This is a genomic window from Pseudomonas sp. CFBP 13711, from assembly GCF_014842265.1.
Classification (GTDB): Bacteria; Pseudomonadota; Gammaproteobacteria; order Pseudomonadales; family Pseudomonadaceae; genus Aquipseudomonas.
The window spans coordinates 1-1,058 of sequence record NZ_JACYVI010000037.1 but is presented as its reverse complement, the minus strand read 5'-3'; the positions used below and the strand labels follow the sequence as shown (position 1 = coordinate 1,058).

At 49.9% G+C, this 1,058-nt stretch carries 1 protein-coding gene and 1 pseudogene; both read right to left on the bottom strand.

What is annotated here, in order from left to right; translation table 11 throughout:
* Positions 1 to 165 precede the first annotated feature (165 nt).
* Positions 166 to 681 (bottom strand): acyloxyacyl hydrolase, encoded by a 516-nt coding sequence (locus tag IFT47_RS27275; protein WP_192175177.1) that lies wholly within the window; start codon positions 679 to 681, stop codon positions 166 to 168.
* A 242-nt stretch (positions 682 to 923) separates the two neighbouring features.
* Positions 924 to 1,058, bottom strand: a pseudogene (locus IFT47_RS27270) (IS5/IS1182 family transposase); the annotation flags it as partial.

The window sequence follows — 1,058 nt, the reverse complement described above, 5'->3', positions numbered from 1 at the left end:
TCAGATGAAATTTCATAACCGCCTGTCATGACGGCTCTCCTGGCAACCAGAGGGCATCATTCTAGCGAAAGCGACTTTTCAGACAAACCCTAGGTATGGCGTCCAGCGTAACCCATAGCCCCGCATTTAACAGGGCCTTGAATTCAACGCTGGCCTGTAATCAGCCTATATAGAGTGGCTGTAAAAAAGCGAAAACGACTCGATACCATCGTTAGGCTCTTTAGCGCTCCCGTTCGAATAGTGGATCGCACGTATCCCTACCTTCTGCGTCTCCCCGATTTTCAAGCCAGCACCGATCCGATCTTCAAAATTAAAGGCAGTACTCATTTTTTGGTCACCAGCGTTGATGCTAGAGAACATCGCAACACCAATGCCTGCCTCGACGAACGGCTTAATTTGGCCTTGACCTAACTCATAGACGAAAACTGGCGAAAGCGATATCGAATGACGGCCACCGGCTTCATCGCCAGCCTGCCAATAGGTGTAACCCAGATCCCAATAGCCGGTAATCTTGCCAGACGAGCTTTCCATCCAAGACTTATCCCAATTGAAGCCCAAAGCCGTTCGTGCAGTCACCCCGCCTTGACTGGTGGCCCCGATTGCTGCAGATAAGTCTGCCGCACTAGCATTAGCTGAAAGCCCAAAGGAGCAAAAAGCAAGGAAAGCAAGAATCGTCTTCATGAATGTCTTCTGCGTAATTTAAGAGTTGAGTTAAACGCCAAAATAATAACCAAACGGCGACGAAAAAATATACATTTTTTTAGCGACGACAGCTCAGCGACAGGATAGAGAAAGCTAGGGATGCTCCGATCAACTTGCCGCGCAGCGGTGGCAAGCCGTAATTTGCCAGGCACATAGCGCTATTTTTCTGAAAACGGTCTGATGCAGTGTGCGGCAAAGCGCTTTCTGCCCGGTTCTTCGTGTTAAGTGCGCAACTCACCCAAACCCATCAGTCGTTTTCGAGCCATCCACAGGGTCGACAGGGCGAACAGCGTGGTCAGTTGGGCCGTGTTTTTCATCAGCCCACGAAAGCGTACTTTCACGTAACCAAACTGGCG

Coding starts and splice junctions, on each gene's coding strand:
- IFT47_RS27275 (WP_192175177.1), bottom strand. CDS start 681: ATGAAGACGATTCTTGCTTTCCTTGCTTTTTGCTCCTTTGGGCTTTCA.